The sequence below is a fragment of the Streptomyces sp. NPDC046859 genome (genome assembly GCF_040645135.1).
In the GTDB taxonomy this organism is placed as follows: domain Bacteria; phylum Actinomycetota; class Actinomycetes; order Streptomycetales; family Streptomycetaceae; genus Streptomyces.
In genome coordinates this window covers 1-19,629 of the sequence record NZ_JBEYXR010000002.1, presented here as the reverse complement: position 1 = coordinate 19,629, position 19,629 = coordinate 1, and the positions used below count along the sequence as shown (strand labels likewise).

Below are 19,629 nucleotides of genomic sequence, written 5' to 3'. Positions count from 1 at the left end.
CCGGCCGGCAAAAGGGCACCACCCCTCGCCCGCAAGCACCGGAACAACGAGAGCTCGTCAGTTCGTTGAGCAGAGATCGTCGAGCAGTGACCACCGTTTTGCCTCACGGCCGGGGCGACTGCTTTGCTTCACCGCTCAACGACGATTTACAACCACCCCTTGACCGCACTAGCGAGAGCCCCCTTGTCGTACCGAAGAGGGGGTGACGTGGCCGTTCGACTGGAGTTGCACGTGGCCGGGCGCATCGAAGACTACGCACTCATCGGAGACATGCAGACCGCGGCGCTGGTCTGCCGGGACGGCACAGTCGACTGGCTGTGCCTGCCCCGCTTCGACTCGCACGCCATCTTCGCCGGCCTGCTGGGCACCGAGGAGCACGGCTTCTGGCGGCTCGGGCCGGCGCACGCCTCCGACTCCCAGCCGCCGACGGCGACCCGGCGCGGGTACCGGGGCGACTCCCTGATCCTGGAGTCCGAGTGGGACACCCCGCGCGGCACGGTCCGGGTGATCGACTTCATGCCTCCCCGGGACGGCGCGCCCCAGCTCATCCGCATCGTGGAGGGCGTCTCCGGCCGGGTGCCGATGCGCTCGACCCTGCGGATGCGCTTCTCGTACGGCCGGGTGGTGCCGTGGGTGCACAAGCACGAGGGGCGTACGGTCGCCGTCGCCGGGCCGGACTCCGTGTGGTTCGACACGGACGCCGAGACCTACGGCAAGTCGCTGACGACCTACTCGGACTTCACGGTCGCGCCGGGCGAGCGGATCGCCTTCACCATCTCCTGGGAGCCCTCGCACAAGCAGCCCCCGGCCCTTCCCGAGCCGGAGCAGTCGCTGGAGGCCACGGAGGACTTCTGGCGCGACTGGGTCGAGCACTGTACGTACCACGGGCCCTACCGCGAGGCGGTCATCCGCTCGCTGATCACCCTGAAGGCCCTCACATACGCCCCGACGGGCGGCATCGTCGCCGCCCCGACGACCTCCCTGCCCGAGGACATCGGCGGCGTGCGCAACTGGGACTACCGCTACACCTGGCTGCGCGACGCGGCGATCACCCTGTCGTCGCTGCTGCGCACCGGCTACCGCGAGGAGGCCCGCGCCTGGCGCGAGTGGCTGCTGCGGGCGGTCGCCGGCGACCCGGAGAACCTGCAGATCATGTACGGCATCGCCGGTGAGCGCGAGCTCGGCGAGGCCGAGCTGGACTGGCTGCCGGGCTACGAGAACTCGGCCCCGGTGCGGGTCGGCAACGGCGCCGCCCACCAGCTCCAGCTCGACGTGTACGGCGAGGTCACCGAGGCGCTGCACCTGGCCCACATGACGGGCCTCGCCCGCAACGACTACGCCTCCCTGCTCCAGCTGAAGCTGATCCGCTACCTGGAGGACCACTGGGACGAGCCGGACGAGGGCATCTGGGAGGTGCGCGGCCCGCGCCGCCACTTCGTGCACTCCAAGGTGATGGCCTGGGTCGCCGTGGACCGGACGATCAAGCTCATCGAGTCCGGCGACGCGGACGGCCCGCTGGAGCGCTGGAAGGAGCTGCGCGACGAGATCCACCGGGACGTGTGCGAGAAGGGCTACGACAAGGAGCGCAACACGTTCACGCAGTCGTACGGCTCGAAGGAGCTGGACGCCGCCCTGCTGCTGATCCCGCAGGTGGGCTTCCTGCCGCCGGACGACAAGCGGGTCATCGGCACCGTCGAGGCGATCCAGCGCGAGCTGTCCACGTCGGACGGCTTCATCCTGCGCTACCCCACGGAGGGTGAGGACGAGGGCGTCGACGGTCTCCCCGGCGACGAGGGCGCCTTCCTCGCCTGCTCGTTCTGGCTGGCGGACGACCTGGCGATGATCGGCCGCGTCGACGAGGCCCGCAAGCTGTTCGAGAAGCTGCTGTCGCTGCGCAACGACCTCGGGCTGCTCGCCGAGGAGTGGGACCCGGTCCGCCAGCGCCAGGTCGGCAACTTCCCGCAGGCCTTCAGCCACGTTCCGCTGATCGACACCGCGCTGCGCCTGACGGCGTCGGGGGCCTACGGCGGCTGAACAGGAACGGCGGCTGATGCCTGCCTAAGGTGGGAGCCATCAGCCCCTGCGCGGAAGGGGGCGCCTCATGGCCTCCCATTCGAAGGCGGGCGCGGCCCTCGCCGCGCTGCGCGAGGAACTGGTGGGCGATGTGTTCGCCCCGTGGGACGCGGGCTACGACGAGGCCCGCACCGTCTTCAACGCCATGATCGACAAACGGCCCGCCGTCATCGCGCAGTGCGTGGACGAGGACGACGTCGTGCGGGCCGTGCGGTTCGGCAGGGACCTCGACCTGAACATCGCGGTGCGCGGCGGCGGGCACAGCGTCGCCGGCTCGGCCGTCAACGACAACGGGCTCGTCGTCGATCTGCGGCACATGCGCGCGGTCTCCGTCGACCCCGCGGCCGAGGCGGTGCGGATCGCGGGTGGCGCCACCATGAGCGACCTGGACCGGGCGTGCCGGCCGCACGGCCTGGCCACCACCGGCGGCCGGGCCTCCACGACCGGGGTCGGCGGCTTCGTCCTCGGGGGCGGCACCGGCTGGCTGGACCGCTCCTTCGGCCTGGCCGTCGACAACCTCCTCGCCGTCGAACTCGTAACCGCGGACGGCGAGCGGGTCCACGCGAGCGCCGACGAGAACCCGGAGCTGTTCTGGGGCCTGCACGGCGGCGGCGGCAACTTCGGGGTCGCGACCGCGCTCACCCTGAGGCTCCACCCCCTGCCCGACTTCGCGATCGCCCTGCTGCTGTACCTGCCGGAGTTCGGCCGCGAGGTGACCCGCACCTACCGCGAGGTGATCGCCGCGGCTCCCGACGAGGCGAGCGGAGCGGTGCTGTACCTCACCGGGCCGCCCGAGGGCTTCGTGGCCCCGCACCTGGTCGGCTCGCTCCTGTGCGGCGCGCTGCTCACGTACGCCGGGCCCGAGGAGGACCTGCGCAAGCTGGCCCAGCCGCTGCTGGCGCTGCCGCACGAGCAGGAGATCGTCGGCGCGATGCCGTACGCCGACGTCCAGTGCATGCTCGACGATCCGCCGGGGATGCGGAACTACTGGTCGGCCGAGTATCTGACGGGCGCGCCCGACGCCTACGTGGACGTGTTCTGCGCGGCCGGCGAGGCCCTGCCGCCCGGCGGCACCATCCTTCTGCTGTTCCCGCAGGGCGGGGCGATCGCGGCGGGCCCGCACGACTCCCCGGTGCCCTACCGGGACGCGCCCTGGGCCGTCCACCCCTTCGCGATCTGGGAGGACCCCGCGGACGACGAGCGGTGTGTGCGGTGGGTCCGGGACGTGCGCGCCGGCGCGCGGCCGTACAGCACGGGCGCGGTGTACCTCAACTTCATTGGGGACGAGGGCACGGACCGCGTGGAGGCCGGACTGGGTGCCGAGAACACCCGGCGGCTCGCCGGCCTCAAACGCCGCTACGACCCGGACAACGTCTTCCGCTTCAACCACAACATCGCTCCGGTCTGACGGGCGGACTCCGCCGCCGCGGGGTGCGGATGTGCCGCCGGGGAGCGCCCGCGGGTAGCGTCCGGCTATGGACAGCCGCAGGGACAGCGCGTTCGACACCCACAGCGCCGGGATCACCGTGCGCCGGGCCCTGGAGCTGCCCGGACTGCGCAGCGGGCTGCCCGAGGTCCTCGCGGGCGGCGACCGGCTGGGGCGCACCGTGCGCTGGGTCCACGCGGGCGAGGTGCCCAACATCGCCTCGCTGCTCAAGGGCGGGGAACTGCTGCTGACCACGGGCTACGGCCTCGGCACCCGGCCCGCCGACCAGCGGGCGTTCGTGCGCACCCTGGCCGACCGGGGCATCGCGGCCCTGGTGGTGGAGCTCGGCGCGCGCTTCAGCCGGCTGCCCGCCGCGCTGGTCGACACGGCGCGCGCGGCGGGGCTGCCGCTGGTCCAGCTCCATCGGGAGGTGCCGTTCGTCACGGTCACCGAGGAGATCCACACCGAGATCGTCAACGGCCACTACGCGCTGCTGCAGCGGGCGGAGGAGGTGCACCGCCGGTGCACGGAGGCGCTGCTCGGCGGGGGCGGGGTGCCGCAGGTGCTCGCCATCCTGGCCGACTTCGCCGGGAACCCGGTCTTCCTGGAGACCTCGGACGGCCGGCTGCTGTACGCGGCGGGGGCGGGGCCCGAGGGCACGGATCCACTGCAGGTGTGGGAGGGCCTGCGCGGCCCGCACAAGGAGGCGCCGCCGCCCGCCGGGTCGGTGCTGGTGGAGGTGCCCGGCGGCGGCGCGGGCACCGGGTCGGTGCGCGCCCGGCTCGTCCTGCTGCCGGTGCGCGGGCCGCTGGCGCCGGTGCACCGGATCGCGGCGGAGCGCGCGGCGGGCATCCTGGCCGTGGTGCTGATGCAGGCGCGGCAGGAGGAGGAGCTGGCCGCCCGGGGGCGGGGCGACTTCCTGACCGATCTCGCGGAGGGCCGGGTCACCCCGGAGGACGCCCCGGCGCAGGCCCGGGTGCTGGGCTTCAAGCCGGGTTCCGGTCCGCTGCTGCCGGTCGTGATGCGGCTCGGCGACGGGCTGGCGGCGCCCGGGGGTGCGTCCCGCCCCGGCGCGGAGAGCGGGGGCGGCTGGGCGGTGCTGGCCCGCGCGGTCGGCGAGGAGCTGGCCTCGGTGGGGGTGCCGGTGCTGCTGGGCGTGCGGCCGGTGGAGGGCCGGGTGCCGCTGCTGCTGGGGCTGCGCTCGGAGTCGGAGCGGCCGGCGGTGGCGGACCGGGTCGCGGCGGCGCTGCGGGCGGGCGCGGAGCGGGCCGGGATGCGGCGGCCGGGCGCCCCGCCGCCGGTGGTGGTCGTCGGGGAGGCGGGCGGCTGGCCGGCGGCCTCGGCGTCGCTGCGGCACGCGGCGGAGACGGCGACGGCCGCGCAGGGGCTGCCGGACGTGCCCTGGTACGACGCCCGGCGGCTGGACATCGACCTGCTGCTGTGGCGGCTGCGCGACCACCCCGGCCTGGCGGCGTTCGTGGACCGGGCGATCGGCCCGCTGCGCGCGCACGACGAACGGTCCCGGCCGCCCCTGCTGCCCACGCTGGAGACGTATCTGGCGCACGCGGGCCGCAAGGCGGAGACGGCCCGCGAACTGCATCTGAACCGGCAGACGCTCTACAACCGCCTCGCGCGCATCGGCGAGTTGCTCGGCACCGACCTCGACGACCCGCACGCGGTCCTGGCGTTGAGCCTCGCGCTGCGGGCGCGGCGGTACGTGCCGTAGGCCCGGGCGGTTCAGATCATGGGCTGCGGCTGCGTCAACTCGTCGTAGACGCTCAGGACCTGGGCCACGGTCTCGTCCTCGGTCGGCCAGGTCGCGGCCTGCCGCACCCCGCGCTCCCTGAGCAGGTCCCGCCGGCCGGGATCGCCGAGGAGCCGCACGACGGCGGCGGCGAGGGCGTGCGCGTCGCCGTACGGGACGAGTTCGGCGGCGTCGCCGACGAGTTCGGGCACGCCGCCGGCCCCGGTGGCGACGAGCGGCACGCGCGCGTGCAGTGCCTCCTGGGCGAGGACGGACCGCGCCTCCCAACGGCTGGGCAGCAGCGCGATGTCGGCGGCGGCCAGCAGGTCGGTGACGTCGTCGCGGCGCCCGATGAGGCGTACGGGCAGGGTCTCCTCCTCGATCCGCTGCTGGAGCGCGGCCCGCAGCGGTCCCTCTCCCGCGATCACGACCAGCGGCGCGGGATCGAGGGCCCGCCAGGCGCGCGCGGCGTCCAGCAGCACGTCGTACCCGCGGTGCCGTTCGAGGGCGCCGACCGCGATCAGCAACGGGCGTCCGGTGGCGCCGAGTTCGGCGCGGGCCTTGGCGGTGAGCCGGTCGGGGTCGTCGCGTTCGGCGGCCGCCCGGCGCGGCCGGGGCAGGGCGACCGCGGCGAGCCGGGCGTCGCGCGCACCGGTGCGGCGGGCCCTCTCGACCAGGGCGGAGGTGGTGCCGAGCACCACGGAGGCGTTCCTGACGACCCGTCGCTCCAGCAGCCGGACGAGATGCGCCCGGGCGCCCTCGGCGTGGGCCCGGTCGTGCCAGGTGACGACGAGCGGCGTACGCCGGCCGCTCAGCGCGAGGACGCTGCGGAAGGAGGCGTGCAGACCATGCGCGTGCACCAGGTCGGCGTCGGCGCACGCGGCACGCAGGGCGGCCACCGAGGCGGGGTCGCTGCTGCGGGGCACGTGCACGTGTTCGGCTCCGGCGCCCTGGAAGTCGTAGAGGTGATCGGCTTCGAGGGGGGCGCACACAGTGACCCGCACGCCTCGCGCGACCAGCCCCGAGGACAGCGATCGCACATGCGCGCTACTGCCGGCGTTGCCGCCGCCCAGTACCTGCACGGTGCGCAGCGACGACTGGCCGTGCGGTGAGTGGCTGCTCACGGGGGTCACGTGGCCAAGTCTCCTGCTTCGGGTCGGGCAGTCACGAAGAACGTACAGAAGGATCGGGCGGAGGGGGTGTACCGCCTGAATCCCTACGCGTACGACATGTTTACGCCAAGGATGCCAGGACGCGGGGCCGTTCCGGGACCGGTGGGAGGGCGGTGGCCGGGCAACGCGGCACGACGAGTCACCTGCACGAGTGAGGCGCGTGGCGCACGGTCCACGAACACGCGCGCGTGGTGCGCTTTTCGGCACTCGGCGTGATCCCGTGCGCCGGATCGGCCCTCTCCTGCGATCGCGCCCCCGCGCCCCGCCGCGCGCCGGTCCGGTGCCGACGCCGTCTCAGACCGGGCCCGACCCGCGCGCGACGGCGCTCACCGTGTCGCCGTACACGGCCGCCGCGACCACGGCGGCGGCGTGGACGGCCAGTCCGGTACGGCCGTTGCCCGCGACGACGGCGGCGCCGAGGGCCGCGCCCAGCGCGTGGGCTCCGGTGTCGCCGATCATCGTCCGCTCCCCCAGGTCGTCGGCGAGCACGGAGGCGGCGGCCCCCATGGCGGCGGCGGCGATCCGGGCACCCGGCCCGGCGCGCAGCAGCCCCGGCGCTCCGAGCGCCAGCACACCCAGGGCGGCCCGTCCCGGCCGTACGTCGACCAGGTTCACCGCGTGGGCGGCCCCGGCGATGACCACGCCCGCGAGCAGCCTGTCCAGAGGCCGCTCCTTGAGGACGGCGCCCGCGACGAGCCCGGCCGCCGACATCCCGGCCAACTTGACGAGGCCGCTGGTGACTTCGCCGTCCCGCAGCGCGGACAGATGGGCGCGGAAACCCCGCCTGGAGTCACCGGCCCCCGCGATGTCGTCGTACGCTCCGCAGGCCCCGGCGACGGCCACGGCGAACCCGGCGGCGGGCGACACACGCGCGGTTCCCAGCGCGGCGGCGAACGCGCAGGCCGGCCCGGCGTGCAGCGTCACGGTCCGGCCCGCGTAGTTCTTCCGCTCCCAACGGTCCGGCCCACCGGGGGGCTTGGCGCGCAGCACCCCACCGGCGGCCCGGGTGAGGGCCGCGGAGAGGGCGAAGGAGGTGACCCGGCGGGCGCGTTCGATCATCCGGCCAGCCTAGGCGGCGCCACCGACAACGCCCCCGCCGGGCGCCGGACTCCCTACACGTCCGCGCGGGCCGTCTCCAGCAGTTCCTCGGCGTGCGCCCGGGCCGCCTCCGAGTCCTCCTGGCCGGCGAGCATCCGGGACAGCTCCTTGATGCGCTCCTCGCCCTCCAGGACCTTCACACCGGACCGGGTCACGGACCCGTCGTTGGTCTTCTCCACCAGCAGCTGCCGGTCGGCGAACGCGGCGACCTGCGGCAGATGGGTCACGACGACCACCTGGGCGGACTTGGCCAGCCGGGCCAGCCTGCGCCCGATCTCCACGGCGGCCTTGCCGCCGACGCCCGCGTCGACCTCGTCGAAGAGGTAGGTCGGCACCGGGTCGGTGCCGGCGAAGACCACCTCGACGGCGAGCATCACGCGCGAGAGCTCACCGCCGGAGGCGCCCTTGGCGATCGGGCGCGCCGGCGCCCCGGGGTGCGGGGCGAGCAGCAGCTCGACCTCGTCCGCGCCGGACGGGCCGTAGGCGACGGTGCGCCCGCCGACCTCCACGCCCTCCGGGTCCTCGGTCTGCCGGATCGCGAACGACACGCGCGCGTGCGGCATGGCGAGCGAGGCCAGCTCGGCGGTCACGGCCGCCGCGAACCGCTCCGCGGCCTCCGCGCGCGCGTCGGTCAGGGCCTGGGCGAGCCCGCCCAGCTCGGTGCGGAGCGCGTCCCGCTCGGCGGTCAGCTCCTCGATGCGCTCGTCGTCGCCGTCCAGCTCGGTCAGCCGCCGGCCGCTCTCCTCGGCCCAGGCGAGCACGGCGGCGACGTCCTCGCCGTACTTGCGGGTCAGCCCGGTCAGCGCGGCCCGCCGTTCCTCGACGGCCGCCAGCCTCAGTGGATCGGCGTCCAGGTCGTCGGCGTACCCGGCCAGCTCCCCGGCGACGTCGCCGAGCAGGATGCCGATCTCCCCGATCCGGTCGGCCAGCGCGGACAGCGCCGGGTCGTGCGACCGGACGGCGTCCAGGGCCCGCTGGGCGCCCGCGACGAGCGTCGCCGCGTCGATGCCCTCGGGGTCCTCCGGATTGCCCGCGAGGGCGGCGTGCGCGGCCGTGGCGGCCGACGACAGCGCCTCGGCGTGCCCGAGCCGCTCGGCCTCCTCGGCGAGCTCGACGTCCTCACCGGCCCGCGGCTCGACCGCGGCGATCTCGTCGAGCCCGAACCGCAGCAGGTCCGCCTCCTGGGCGCGCTCACGCGCGCGCGTGACGATCTCCTCCAGCTCCGTGGAGACCGCCCGCAGCCGCCGGTATGCCTCGCCGTACTTGGCGAGCGGCACGGCGACGGCGTCCCCCGCGTACCGGTCGAGCGCCTGGCGCTGCCGGGTCAGCTTCAGCAGACCCTGCTGGTCGGTCTGCCCGTGCACCGCCACCAGTTCGTCGGCGAGCTCGGCCAGCATTCCCACCGGGACGCTGCGCCCGCCGAGGTGCGCGCGGGACCGCCCTTCGGCGGAAACGGTACGGCTGATGAGCAGCGCGCCGTCGTCGAGCTCGGCGCCCGCCTCCTCGGCCCGCACGGCGGCCGAAGCGTCCGGGGGAACGGTGATCCGTCCCTCCACGACCGCCTTCTCGGCCCCGATCCGCACCAGCGCCGGGTCCGCGCGCCCGCCGAGCAGCAGCCCGAGGCTCGTGACGACCATGGTCTTGCCCGCGCCCGTCTCACCCGTGACGGCGGTGAATCCGGGCGACAGCTCGACCACCGCGTCGTCGATGACTCCGAGCGACCGTATCCGCATCTCCTCCAACACGGACACGACCTTACGAGGTCCGGGGCCGGGGATGCGACGGGCCCCGGTCCCAGTCCTGTGAAGGTCCAGGTGACGAATGGGTACGGACCCCACCTTGTCACCCGGGCGGGTGGCCTTTCCCCCAGGTCCCGGGCCTGTCCGCGACGTCCCGCCCACCGTCCGGCGTGATCGGCGAGGAACTCTTGGTGGGGCGTCTTAGTGGGGCGCCCCACGCCACCCGGAGACGGGCAGCGCGAACTTCGCCACCAGCCGGTCCGTGAAGGACGCGTGGTGCAGCCGGGCCAGCCGTACCGGCACCGCTCCGCGCCGCACCTCGACCCGCGCCCCCGGCGGCAGTTCCACGGTCCGCCGCCCGTCGCACCACAGCACCCCCGGCGGGATGTGCGGCAGCACCTCCACGGCGAGCACCGAGTCCGGCGAGGTCACCAGCGGCTTCGCGAACAGGGCGTGCGCGCTGATCGGCACCATCAGCAGCGCCTCGACCTCCGGCCACACCACGGGCCCGCCGGCCGAGAAGGCGTACGCCGTCGACCCGGTCGGCGTCGACAGCACGATGCCGTCGCAGCCGAACCCGGTGACCGGCCGCCCGTCGATCTCCAGCACGACCTCGAGCAGCTTCTCGGCGGAGACCTTCTGTACGGCCGCCTCGTTCAGCGCCCAGTCGGTGTGCACGATGTCGCCGTTCTGGTGCACGACGACGTCGACGGTCATCCGCTCCTCGACCTCGTACGCTTTGCTGACGACCCGGTCGACGACCTTGTCCAGGTCGTCGCGCTCGGCCTCCGCGAGGAAGCCGACCCGCCCCAGGTTGACGCCCAGCATCGGCACGCCGGACGCCCGCGCGAACTCGGCGCCGCGCAGCAGCGTCCCGTCACCGCCGAGGACGATGAGCAGCTCGCAGCCGTCGAGGCACTGCGGGGTCGCCTCCTTGACGAGTTCCACCTCGTCCGGCAGCGGCAGGTCCTCCGCCTCGGCCTCCAGCACCCGCACGCCGATCCCCGAGCGCAGCAGGCCGCCGACCACGAGTTCGGCGCTGCGGATGGCCGCGGGCCGCCCGGTGTGGGCGAGGAGGAAAACAGTACGAGCTCGGTTCGGTATCAACGGGGCCCCTCCGCCACTGCACGGTCGATGTCGGCCGGGTCCGGAGCGGGCGCCCCGGCACGCAGCCACAGAAAGTACTCCACGTTCCCGGAGGGTCCCGGCAACGGACTGGCGGTGACCCCGTTCACCCCGAGCCCGAGCTCCCAGGCCTTCCCGGCCACCGTCCGCACGGCCTCCGCCCGCAGCTGCGGACTCCGTACGACTCCCCCACTGCCCAGCCGTTCCTTCCCCACCTCGAACTGCGGCTTGACCATCATCACAAGATCGGCGTCCGGCTTCACGCACCGCACCAGGGCGGGCAGCACCAGGCCGAGCGGGATGAAGGAAAGATCTCCGACGACAAGATCCACAGGCTCCCCATCGATCGCATCGAGCGTCAACTCGCGTACGTTCGTACGGTCCTTGACGGTGACGCGTTCATCGCTCTGCAGAGTCCAGGCGAGTTGTCCGTATCCGACGTCCACGGCGACGACGTGCGCGGCGCCCGCCCGCAGCAGTACGTCCGTGAAACCGCCCGTGGACGCGCCGGCGTCCAGGGCGCGCCGGCCCTCCACGACGAGCCCCTCCGGCACGAACGCCGCCAGCGCGCCCGCCAGCTTGTGCCCGCCGCGGGAGACGTAGTCGGGGTCGCTGTCGTCGGCCCGTACGACGATGGCGGCCGCGGTCTCCACCTGGGTCGCGGGCTTGATCGCCACGGTCTTGCCGACGGTGACCCGCCCGGCCGCGATCAGCTGGCCGGCGTGCTCGCGCGAGCGCGCCAGCTTGCGGCGGACCAGCTCCGCGTCCAGACGGCGGCGTGCGACTCCTGCCACGTTCGGTTCAGCTCCTGTTTCGGTACGGCGGAGAGGGCGCCGGGGGTCCCGGACGGGCGTCGAGCGCGGTGAGCGCGTCGCGCAGCCCTCGGTGTACATCCTCGTACACCTCGAGGTGCCCGTCGGTCGCCAGGTGGTCGGCGTCACCCAGCCGTTCCAGCCAGGCGTCCACGTCGGCGTTCCCGGTGGGGACGCGCGGGACGCCCAGCGGAGCGGGGGCCGCCGGGTCGTGCTCCGGTCCGTCCGGCTCCACGGCGCCCACGGCGTCCACGGACTCCACGACCGCCTCGTCGACCGGTGTCGTGGCCTCGGGCACAGAGTCGCTCATGCCCAGACGCTACCGCGAACCGCTGGGGTACCGTCGATCCCGATGGCCACGATCGAGGAGTGCCGTGCCGCACTCGAGAAGCTCTCGGATTCCATGCGGCGTGCCGAGGGGGACGCCCGCGCCGCGGCCGCCCTGGACCGCTCGGTGAGCTGCCACGTCACCGACCTGGACGTGACGTTCACCGGCCGGATGACCGGCGGCCGGATCCACGTCGACCACACCCTCCAGGGCCCGCCCCGCGACAAGGCGCAGATCCGCCTGGGCATGACCGGCGACGACCTGGTCGCCCTGGTCGCCGGCGAACTGCACTTCGCCAGGGCCTGGGGTGCGGGCCGGGTCAAGCTGCACGCGGGCGTCCGCGATCTTCTGCTGCTCAGGAAGCTCCTGTGACGGACGCCCTCGCGCGGGCCCTGCGGGCCGCCGGCACCACCAGCGGCGTGCCCGTCTCCGGGTCGTCGATGACCTGACAGCGCAGCCCGAAGACCTTCTCGACCAGAGCGGCCGTGACGACGTCCCCCGGGGCGCCCTCGGCGACGACCCGCCCGTCCCGCAGAGCGATGAGATGGGTGGCGTACCGGGCGGCGTGGTTGAGGTCGTGCAGCACGGCGACGAGGGTGCGGCCCTGCTCCTCGTGCAGCTCCGCGCACAGGTCCAGCACATCGATCTGGTGCTGGATGTCCAGATAGGTCGTCGGCTCGTCGAGCAGCAGCAGCGGCGTCTGCTGGGCCAGCGCCATGGCGATCCACACCCGCTGGCGCTGCCCGCCGGACAGCTCGTCGACATACCGGTCCGCGAGCTCGGCCACCCCGGTCTGCTCCATGGACTCCCGGACGACCCGCTCGTCCTCGGCCGACCACTGGCGCAGGATGCCCTGGTGCGGGTATCGCCCGCGACCCACGAGGTCGGCGACCGTGATGCCGTCGGGCGCGATCGAGGACTGCGGCAGCAGGCCCAGGGTGCGCGCGACCTTCTTCGGCGGCATCGACTGGATCGCCTTGCCGTCCAGCAGCACCCGCCCCTCGGCCGGCTTGAGCATCCGCGACAGGGCGCGCAGCAGCGTGGACTTGCCGCACGCGTTGGGGCCCACGATCACGGTGAAGGAGTGGTCGGGTATCTCCACCGACAGCTGCTCCGCGATGACCCGCTGGTCGTAGGCGAGGGTGACGTTGTCGGCGGACAGGCGGTTCACTGTGCTCCTTCGGTTGTTCGGCCCGTGGGCCGCCTCGCTGCCGGGGCCGCTGCCGGCGCTCATATCCGGCCCGCCCTGCGCTCGGTGACCAGCAGCCACAGCAGATACACGCCGCCGAGCACGCCCGTCACCACACCCACCGGCAGCTGGTCCGCGCCGAAGACCCGCTGGGACGTCCAGTCGGCGGTGACCAGGAGGGTGGCGCCCATGCACAGCGAGGGCAGCAGGTTCGGGCCGGGCGAGCGGGTCAGGCGCCGGGCCAGCTGCGGGGCGGTCAGCGCCACGAAGCTGACCGGGCCGGCGGCCGCGGTGGCGGCCGCGGTGAGCAGTACGGCGGCCAGCATCAGCAGCAGCCGGACCCGCTCGACCCGCACCCCGAGGGCGTACGAGACGTCGTCGCCCATCTCCATCATCCGCAGCGCGCGCCCGTTGCCGAGGACGAGCGGGACGAGCACCGCGCACAGGGCGAGCAGCGGCCACACCTGCTCCCAGTCCCGGCCGCTGAGCGATCCGGTCATCCAGACCACCGCGCGGGCCGCGTCGACCATGTCGGCCTTGGTCAGCAGATAGCCGTTGACCGCCGTCATGATCGCCGACATGCCGATGCCGACCAGGACCAGCCGGTAGCCGTGCACGCCCCGCTTCCAGGCGAGCAGATAGATCGCCAGCCCGGTCGCGAGCCCGCCGACGAGGGCCCCGACGGTGACCTGGCGGGCGTCCCCGGAGACCAGCACGATCACCACGAGCGCCCCGGCCGTGGCGCCCTGGCTGAGCCCGAGGATGTCGGGGCTGCCCAGCGGGTTGCGGGACAGCGCCTGGAACAGCGCCCCGCCCAGTCCCAGCGAGGCGCCGACCAGCAGGGCGACCAGGACCCGCGGCAGCCGCATGTCGGTGACGACCAGTTCCTGCCCCGGGTTGCCGTCGCCGAGCAGGGTCCTGACCACGTCCCGGGTGGTGATCGGGAACTCGCCGGTGCCGATGAGCAGGACGCTCGCGCCCAGCGCGGCGGCCAGCAGGACGACGACCACGGTCAGCGCCCGCACGTCCAGCCGGACGGAGAGCCCGCCCGGGGTCCGCACGGCGCGCGCGGCGCGACGGAGCCTGGCCGGGGCTGCCTCCTCGGCGCGCGGTGCCTGCTTCGATGCGGTGCTCACAGCTGGGCCGTCCTCCGCCGTCGTACGAGAAAGATGAAGACCGGTCCGCCGAGGATCGCGGTGACGATGCCGACCTGGAGCTCCGACGGCCGCGCGACGATCCGGCCGATCACGTCGGCGCCGAGCAGCAGCACGGGCGACAGGACGGCCGCGTACGGCAGGATCCAGCGCAGGTCCGGGCCGGTGAAGGAACGGACCACGTGCGGGACCATCAGCCCGACGAACACGATCGGCCCGCAGGCGGCGGTCGCCGCACCGCACAGCACGGTGGCCGCGAGCATCGACAGCACCCGGGTCCGGTTCAGACGGGCGCCGAGGGCCCGAGCGGTGTCGTCGCCCATCTCCATCGCGTTGAGCGGCCGGGCCAGGCCCAGCGCGAGGACCATGCCGACGACGAGGAACGGCAGGACCTGCCGGATCGTCGAGTCCGTCGCCGAGGTCAGCGAACCCACCGTCCAGAAGCGCATCCTGTTCAGCGCCGCATTGTCCAAGATCATCACGGCTTGCAGATAGCCGTACAGGGCGGCGCTGATCGCCGTCCCCGCGAGCGCGAGCCGCACCGGGGTGGCGCCCCGGCTGCCGCCGAGGAACCAGACCAACGCCCCGACCGCCGCGGCGCCGGCGAACGCGAACCACACATAGCCGCTCAGGCTCGTGACGCCGAGAAAGGTGATGGCCGTGACGACCGCGGCGGACGCGCCCGCGTTGATGCCGAGCAGCCCCGGATCGGCCAGCGGGTTGCGGGTGAGGGCCTGCAGAACGGCCCCCGCCAGCCCGAGCGCGGCCCCCGCGAGCACCCCGAGGAACGTGCGCGAGATCCGGTCGTCGACGACGACGTCGGCATAGGTGCCCGTGCTCGCGAACAGGCCGTGCCAGACCTCCCCCGGCGACAGCTGTTTCGCCCCGACGGCGATGCTCGTCAGCACGACGGCCACCAGGATCAGGACGGAGACCGGCAACCCGACGGCACGCGCCGCCCGTCGGCTCGGCGCCACGGGCACCGACCGGGCGCGCTCTTGGGGAGGACTGTCGACCAACACGCAGTTAGGTTAGCCTACCCTGCCAACCAGCGACGATGGTCTCCCGGACGGCGAGGGCACCCTCCACGGCGTCACAGCCCCAGCCGCGCCAGCGCCTTCTGCGCGTCGAGCGTGCAGGCGCCGTCCCCGGCCCACGTCCAGGCGGCGGCGCACAGGGCGCGCAGCCCGTCCAGGGCCGCGCCGTCCCCGTCGAGGTCCAGCCGCTCACCGCGCGCCGAGGCCGTCCAGCCGCCGCACCGGAAGCCGTCCCCCTCCGCGGTGACCTCCGGCTGCCCGGTGAGCAGCCCCCGCAGGTCCGCGTCCACATACGTCGGCCGGTGCTGCGGCGGCGCGGCGAGCAGCTGGGCGCCGTCCGTGACACCGGTCAGCACGAGCAGCGAGTCCACCCCGCCGTTGAACGCGCCCTCGATGTCCGTGTCCAGCCGGTCCCCGACCACCAGGGGCCGCTCGGCACCCGTCCGCAGCACCGTCTCCCGGTGCATCGGGGGCAGCGGCTTGCCCGCCACCTGCGGCTCCGCACCGGTGGCGATCCGCACGACCTCCACCGCCGCGCCATTGCCCGGGGCGATCCCGCGCGCGCTCGGAATCGTCAGATCCGTGTTCGACGCGAACCACGGCACACCGCGCGCGATCGCGTAGCTCGCCTCCGCGAACCGGCCCCACGGCAACTCGGGCCCGCCGTACCCCTGCGCCACCGCCACCGGATCGTCGTCCGCCGAGTCGACCGGCACGAGACCGCGCTCGCGCAGCGCCACCCGCAGCCCCTCCCCGCCGATCACCAGCACCCGGGCACCCTCCGGCACCTGCTCGCTGATGAGCCGCGCGACGGCCTGCGCGGAGTTGATCACGTCGTCCGCGGCGGTCGGTATGCCCAGCTCCGTCAGATGCGCCGCCACGGCGTCCGGGGTGCGCAGCGCGTTGTTCGTGACGTACGCCAGGTGCATCCCGCCCGCCTTGGCCGCCGCGAGCGAGTCCACGGCGTGCGCGATCGCGTCACCCCCGGCGTACACCACCCCGTCGAGGTCGAGCAGCGCCGTGTCGTACGCCTCGCTCAGCACCCGGCCACTGCCCTCGGGCCTCGTCCTGACGCTCTGGCTCATCCCGCATCGCTCCTCGTTCGACGGCTTTCCCCCGATCATCCCCCATGCCACCGACACCCGTACGATGCCGGGATGAACACAGCAGGTCACCCGGAACCACCGGCGGGCCCCGGCCTGGAACTCACCCCGTTCCGCGGCCTTCGCTACGACCCCGACCGGGTCGGCGGTCTGGCGGCCGTGACATCGCCGCCGTACGACGTCGTCGTACGGCCCGACGGCCTGCACCACCTCCAGGACGCGGACCCGTTCAACATCGTCCGCCTCATCCTGCCGCAGGCCGACAGCCCCGTCGCCCGCAACGAGCAGGCCGCGAAGACGCTCCGTCACTGGCTGTCCGAAGGCATCCTCAGGGCCGACCCCGAACCCGCCCTCTACGTGTACGAGCAGCGCTCCGACGACGGCGTGCTCCAACGCGGCGTCATCGGCGCGCTGCGCCTGTCGGAACCGTCCGAGGGGCTCGTGCTGCCGCACGAGGACGTCATGCCGCACGTCGTCGCCGACCGCGCCGCCCTGATGCGCGCCACCTCGGCGAACCTCGAACCCCTGCTGCTCACCTACCGCGGCGACGGCACGGAGACCGACACCACCGCGGTCATCGAGCGCACGGCCACCCGGGCGCCCCTGTTCGCCACCACCACGGAGGACGGCCACCGTCACCGCCTGTGGGCGCTCACCGACCCCGCCGACCTGGCCCACGTCCGCTCCGACCTGGCCCGCCGGCAGGCCCTGATCGCCGACGGCCACCACCGCTGGGCCACCTACCTGCGGCTGCGGGACGAGCACCCCTCCCCCAGCCCCTGGGACCACGGCCTCGTCCTCCTGGTCGACACGGCCCGCTACCCCCTGCGTGTGAGGGCCATCCACCGTCTTCTGCACGACCTGGCGCCGGCCGACGCCCTGGCCGCGCTCGACGGCCGCTTCCGCGTACGCCGCCTCGACGCGCCCCTCGCCGGGGCGCTGGAGCACCTGGCCGACGCGGCCCGGGAGGGCAACGCCTACCTGCTCGCCGGGGACGGCGCCTTCCATCTCGTCGACCGGCCGGACACCGCGCTGCTCGACCGTACGGTCCCCGCCGACCACCCGGCGGCCTGGCGCACCCTGGACGCCACCGTCCTGCACGCCACGCTCCTCGCCCACGTCTGGCGGATCCCCGAGGACGACCCGGCCCGCATCGCCTACATCCACGACACGGCCGCCACCGTGCGCAAGGCGGAACGCGACGGCGGTACGGCGGTGCTGATGCACCCGGTTCGCGAGGACGTCGTCCGCGACCTCGCCCGCCAGGGCGTGACGATGCCCCGCAAGTCGACGTCGTTCGGCCCCAAACCCGCCTCGGGCCTGGTGCTGCGCGCCCTGGACGTCTGAGAACGCCGAAGGGGCGGGACCCCGGCCGGGATCCCGCCCCTCCTCACACGTCACTCACTCGTCGTCCGCCGGCGTCGCCGCGTCACCGCCGTCGCCCTCGTCCTCCGACTCGTCGATCGCGTCGACGAACTCGACACCGTCCAGCTCCGCGAGCCGGTCCGAGGCATCCGTGCTGCCCTCCTTGTCGGCCTCCACGGCCTTGGCGAACCACTCCCGCGCCTCGCCCTGCCGACCGGCGGCGAGCAGCGCGTCCGCGTACGCGTACCGCAGTCGCGCCGTCCACGGCTGGACGGAGTTGGACGCGAGCTCCGGGCTCTGCAGCGTCACGATCGCCGCGTCGAGCTGCCCCATGTCACGCCGGGCGCCGGCCGCGACCAGCCGCATCTCCACCTGGCCGGCCTTGTCGAGCTTGTGCACCTCGGGCGCACCGGCCATGTCCAGCGCCTTCTCCGGACGTCCGAGCCCACGCTCGCAGTCGGCCATGAGCGGCCACAGCTCCACGGTGCCGGTCATCCGCCGCGCGGCGCGGAACTCCGCCAGTGCCTCCGCGTACTTCTGGTTGGCGTACGCCGCGAAGCCCGCCGCCTCCCGAACGGCCGCCACGCGCGACGCCAGCCGCAGCGCGACCCGCGAGTAGCCGTACGCGCCCTCGGGGTCCTCGTCGATCAGCCGCGCGACCATCACCAGGTTGCGGGCCACGTCCTCCGCGAGCGTCTTCGGCAGGCTCTGGAGCTCCTGCCGCACGTCCTTGTCGATCTCGTCGCCCGTGACGTCCTCGGGGATCGGCAGCCGCTTGATCGGCTCACGGTCACGGTCCCGCTCGTCACGGAAGCGCCCACCGCCCCGCCGGTCGTCCCGGCCACGGAACCCTCCGGGGCGGCCCCCGCGGTCGTCCTGGCGAGGCCCACGCCCACCCCGGTCGTCCCGCCCGCGGAACCCACCGCGGTCGTCACGGCGGTCATCACGGCGGAAGCCACCCCGGTCACCGTCACGACGGTCGTCGCGGCGGTCGTCACGGCGGTCATCACGGCGGAAGCCACCCCGGTCACCGTCACGACGGTCGTCGCGGCGGTCGTCCCGACGGTCATCCCGGCGGAACCCGGCCCGGTCACCGTCACGACGGTCATCACGGCGGTCGTCCCGACGGAAGCCGCGATCGCGGTCGCCCCCTCGGTCGTCACGGCGATCGTCACGGCGGAACCCGCCACGATCGCCGTCACGGCGGTCGTCCCTGCGGAAGCCGCGGTCCCGGTCGCCGCCACGGTCGGCACGGTCGCCCCGGTCATCACGCCGGACCTCGCGGTCCCGGTCGTCATCCCGGCGAAAGCCGCGGTCCCGATCCCGGTCGTCCCTGCGGAAGCCACGGTCGCGGTCGTCGCCACGGCGATCGTCCCTGCGGTCGTCACGGCGATCGTCACGCCGGCCGTACCCGCCACGGTTGTCATCGCGACGGTCGTCGCGCCGGAAGGACGGACGGTCCCCCTCACGACGGAAACCACGGTCCCGGTCCCGGTCGTCGCGGCGCGGTGCGCCCGGCCGGTCGTCGCGACGGAACCCGGGACGCTGCCCGCGGTCGCCGTCCCGGCGATCATCCCGGCGGTCATCCCTACGGTCGTCACGGCGATCATCGCGGCGGTCGTCGCGCCGGCCGTAGCCGCCGCCGCTGCCCGCACCGCGGTTGTCGTCGCGACGGAACCCACGGTCCCGGTCGTCGCGACGGAACCCTCCGCGGTCACCCCGGTCGTCCCTGCGGTCACCGCGGTCGTTGTCCCGCCGGAAGCCGCCACGATCACCACGATCGCCACGGTCACCTCGGTAACCGCCACGGTCACCACTGTCCCGTCGCCGCGGGTCGCGCTCCGGTCGATCGTCGGGAGAGTTGGTGGACATGGGTGACTCCTGTCTTCGGTACCACAAGCATTGTAAAAACAAAAGGACCCCTGGTCCCAGCTGAACGCTGGTGACCAGGGGTCCTTCCCAAAGATTGTTCGGCGGTGTCCTACTCTCCCACAGGGTCCCCCCTGCAGTACCATCGGCGCTGTAAGGCTTAGCTTCCGGGTTCGAAATGTAACCGGGCGTTTCCCTCACGCTATGACCACCGAAACCCTAATGGTTTCGAGCGAACAAGCACACTCTGTAGTTATGTGTTCTGCTCAAGAAACCGGCAACGGTCGTTGCCTCAGAACTAACACAGTGGACGCGAGCAACTGAGGACAAGCCCTCGGCCTATTAGTACCGGTCACCTCCACACGTTACCGTGCTTCCAGATCCGGCCTATCAAC

At 73.7% G+C, this 19,629-nt stretch carries 16 protein-coding genes and 2 rRNA genes; 5 read left to right on the top strand and 13 right to left on the bottom strand.

Annotated features, from left to right (window positions below; translation table 11 throughout):
* Positions 1–231: 231 nt before the first annotated feature.
* From ABZ899_RS02450 to ABZ899_RS02440, 3 genes are all read left to right on the top strand, one after another.
* Positions 232–2,034: a glycoside hydrolase family 15 protein gene (locus ABZ899_RS02450; RefSeq protein ID WP_361340550.1), complete on the top strand. Its 1,803-nt coding sequence runs from the start codon at positions 232–234 to the stop codon at positions 2,032–2,034.
* A 67-nt stretch (positions 2,035–2,101) separates the two neighbouring features.
* Positions 2,102–3,481: an FAD-binding oxidoreductase gene (locus ABZ899_RS02445; protein ID WP_361339592.1), complete on the top strand. Its 1,380-nt coding sequence runs from the start codon at positions 2,102–2,104 to the stop codon at positions 3,479–3,481.
* A 67-nt stretch (positions 3,482–3,548) separates the two neighbouring features.
* A complete protein-coding gene (locus tag ABZ899_RS02440; protein WP_361339589.1) occupies positions 3,549–5,225 on the top strand; it encodes a PucR family transcriptional regulator in 1,677 nt (558 codons plus the stop codon).
* Positions 5,226–5,236: 11 nt separating this feature from the next.
* On the opposite strand, the gene ABZ899_RS02435 is transcribed toward ABZ899_RS02440, so the two are convergent.
* The 6 genes from ABZ899_RS02435 to ABZ899_RS02410 form a co-directional block, all read right to left on the bottom strand.
* Positions 5,237–6,376 (bottom strand): glycosyltransferase family 4 protein, encoded by a 1,140-nt coding sequence (locus ABZ899_RS02435; RefSeq protein WP_361339587.1) that lies wholly within the window; start codon positions 6,374–6,376, stop codon positions 5,237–5,239.
* 333 nt (positions 6,377–6,709) lie between these two features.
* Positions 6,710–7,474 carry a hypothetical protein gene (locus ABZ899_RS02430; RefSeq protein ID WP_361339584.1) on the bottom strand — a complete coding sequence of 255 codons (765 nt, stop codon included), beginning with the start codon at positions 7,472–7,474 and terminating at the stop codon, positions 6,710–6,712.
* A 53-nt stretch (positions 7,475–7,527) separates the two neighbouring features.
* A complete protein-coding gene (recN, locus tag ABZ899_RS02425; RefSeq protein WP_361340547.1) occupies positions 7,528–9,246 on the bottom strand; it encodes a DNA repair protein RecN in 1,719 nt (572 codons plus the stop codon).
* Positions 9,247–9,453: 207 nt separating this feature from the next.
* Positions 9,454–10,359, bottom strand: a complete 906-nt coding sequence (locus ABZ899_RS02420) for an NAD kinase (RefSeq protein WP_361339581.1) — start codon at positions 10,357–10,359, stop codon at positions 9,454–9,456.
* Complete coding sequence (locus ABZ899_RS02415; protein WP_361339579.1) at positions 10,356–11,171, bottom strand: TlyA family RNA methyltransferase; 816 nt, start codon at positions 11,169–11,171, stop codon at positions 10,356–10,358. Before ABZ899_RS02415 ends, ABZ899_RS02420 begins: the two co-directional genes overlap by 4 nt.
* Positions 11,172–11,178: 7 nt before the next feature.
* Complete coding sequence (locus ABZ899_RS02410) at positions 11,179–11,499, bottom strand: hypothetical protein (RefSeq protein WP_361339576.1); 321 nt, start codon at positions 11,497–11,499, stop codon at positions 11,179–11,181.
* Between the two features lie 42 nt (positions 11,500–11,541).
* Between ABZ899_RS02410 and ABZ899_RS02405 the strand changes: the two genes are divergently transcribed.
* A complete protein-coding gene (locus ABZ899_RS02405) occupies positions 11,542–11,889 on the top strand; it encodes a sterol-binding protein (RefSeq protein WP_361339574.1) in 348 nt (115 codons plus the stop codon).
* Here ABZ899_RS02405 and ABZ899_RS02400 read toward each other — a convergent pair.
* From ABZ899_RS02400 to ABZ899_RS02385, 4 genes are all read right to left on the bottom strand, one after another.
* Positions 11,873–12,751, bottom strand: coding sequence for an ABC transporter ATP-binding protein (locus ABZ899_RS02400; RefSeq protein ID WP_361339572.1), 879 nt, complete (start codon positions 12,749–12,751; stop codon positions 11,873–11,875). The two genes, ABZ899_RS02405 and ABZ899_RS02400, sit on opposite strands and share 17 nt — an antisense overlap.
* Positions 12,748–13,767: an iron chelate uptake ABC transporter family permease subunit gene (locus ABZ899_RS02395; protein ID WP_361340545.1), complete on the bottom strand. Its 1,020-nt coding sequence runs from the start codon at positions 13,765–13,767 to the stop codon at positions 12,748–12,750. The genes ABZ899_RS02400 and ABZ899_RS02395 overlap by 4 nt, the downstream gene beginning before the upstream one ends.
* A gap of 71 nt (positions 13,768–13,838) precedes the next feature.
* On the bottom strand, positions 13,839–14,882 hold the full coding sequence (locus ABZ899_RS02390; protein WP_361339569.1) for an iron chelate uptake ABC transporter family permease subunit: 1,044 nt from the start codon (positions 14,880–14,882) through the stop codon (positions 13,839–13,841).
* Positions 14,883–14,953: 71 nt separating this feature from the next.
* Complete coding sequence (locus tag ABZ899_RS02385; RefSeq protein WP_361339566.1) at positions 14,954–15,982, bottom strand: HAD hydrolase-like protein; 1,029 nt, start codon at positions 15,980–15,982, stop codon at positions 14,954–14,956.
* A gap of 72 nt (positions 15,983–16,054) precedes the next feature.
* Between ABZ899_RS02385 and ABZ899_RS02380 the strand changes: the two genes are divergently transcribed.
* Positions 16,055–17,347: a DUF1015 domain-containing protein gene (locus ABZ899_RS02380; RefSeq protein WP_361339563.1), complete on the top strand. Its 1,293-nt coding sequence runs from the start codon at positions 16,055–16,057 to the stop codon at positions 17,345–17,347.
* Between the two features lie 54 nt (positions 17,348–17,401).
* Here ABZ899_RS02380 and ABZ899_RS02375 read toward each other — a convergent pair whose 3' ends face one another.
* From ABZ899_RS02375 to ABZ899_RS02365, 3 genes are all read right to left on the bottom strand, one after another.
* Positions 17,402–18,136 carry a hypothetical protein gene (locus tag ABZ899_RS02375; protein ID WP_361340542.1) on the bottom strand — a complete coding sequence of 245 codons (735 nt, stop codon included), beginning with the start codon at positions 18,134–18,136 and terminating at the stop codon, positions 17,402–17,404.
* Between the two features lie 1,197 nt (positions 18,137–19,333).
* Positions 19,334–19,450: ribosomal RNA gene (rrf, locus tag ABZ899_RS02370) — 5S ribosomal RNA — on the bottom strand.
* A gap of 106 nt (positions 19,451–19,556) precedes the next feature.
* A 23S ribosomal RNA gene (locus ABZ899_RS02365) occupies positions 19,557–19,629 on the bottom strand; the annotation flags it as partial.

What these genes read in the sequence shown, in the direction of transcription:
- ABZ899_RS02440 (WP_361339589.1), top strand. Translation starts at nt 3,549, where the DNA reads ATGGACAGCCGCAGGGACAGCGCGTTCGACACCCACAGCGCCGGGATC.
- ABZ899_RS02380 (WP_361339563.1), top strand. Translation starts at nt 16,055, where the DNA reads ATGAACACAGCAGGTCACCCGGAACCACCGGCGGGCCCCGGCCTGGAA.
- ABZ899_RS02410 (WP_361339576.1), bottom strand. Translation starts at nt 11,499, where the DNA reads ATGAGCGACTCTGTGCCCGAGGCCACGACACCGGTCGACGAGGCGGTC.
- ABZ899_RS02445 (WP_361339592.1), top strand. Translation starts at nt 2,102, where the DNA reads ATGGCCTCCCATTCGAAGGCGGGCGCGGCCCTCGCCGCGCTGCGCGAG.
- recN (WP_361340547.1), bottom strand. Translation starts at nt 9,246, where the DNA reads ATGCGGATACGGTCGCTCGGAGTCATCGACGACGCGGTGGTCGAGCTG.
- ABZ899_RS02385 (WP_361339566.1), bottom strand. Translation starts at nt 15,982, where the DNA reads ATGAGCCAGAGCGTCAGGACGAGGCCCGAGGGCAGTGGCCGGGTGCTG.
- ABZ899_RS02400 (WP_361339572.1), bottom strand. Translation starts at nt 12,751, where the DNA reads ATGAGCGCCGGCAGCGGCCCCGGCAGCGAGGCGGCCCACGGGCCGAAC.
- ABZ899_RS02405 (WP_361339574.1), top strand. Translation starts at nt 11,542, where the DNA reads ATGGCCACGATCGAGGAGTGCCGTGCCGCACTCGAGAAGCTCTCGGAT.
- ABZ899_RS02430 (WP_361339584.1), bottom strand. Translation starts at nt 7,474, where the DNA reads ATGATCGAACGCGCCCGCCGGGTCACCTCCTTCGCCCTCTCCGCGGCC.